This window comes from Vibrio sp. 1401, assembly GCF_033340295.1.
In genome coordinates this window covers 1-515 of record NZ_JAWOWF010000844.1, presented here as the reverse complement: position 1 = coordinate 515, position 515 = coordinate 1, and the positions used below count along the sequence as shown (strand labels likewise).

The following is a 515-nucleotide window of genomic DNA, read 5'->3' as shown; positions in this document are numbered from 1 at the left end:
TATACCCGTGATCATTGAAGGTGCTTGATTTTTCCTTAAAGCAGGATCATGCTACGAACCATGAAAATTACACTGACTCCACAACAGAAACTGCAACTCGAACAAATGCACGACATTGAACGTGATAGTCGAGTTTGCGACCGCATCAAAGCAGTTTTACTTGCCTCTGAAGGTTGGAGTCAGATGATGATTTCTCAAGCTCTTCGTATTCACGAATCGACCGTCGCTCGTCATCTCAGTGATTATGTTCTCTCTGAAAAACTCAAGCCTGAAAATGGCGGTAGTCAAAGCCGACTTTCTGCTGGGCAAACCGTGCAGCTTATCGAACATCTGGCTGAAAACACGTACTTTCATATCCATCAAATTGTCGCTTATGTACAAGCAGAGTTTGGTATCCGTTATACCGTTGCTGGAATGAACAAGTGGTTACATCATCACGGTTTCTCATATAAGAAGCCGAAAGGTGTACCGCACAAGTTTAATCCAGAGATGCAGCAAGCCTTTATCGAATACTA

General features: G+C 43.1%; 1 protein-coding gene. It reads left to right on the top strand.

The window, feature by feature from the left end; translation table 11 throughout:
• Positions 1-60: 60 nt before the first annotated feature.
• A partial coding sequence (locus R7Z77_RS28490) for a helix-turn-helix domain-containing protein (RefSeq protein ID WP_318137452.1) occupies positions 61-515 on the top strand: 455 nt, incomplete at its 3' end.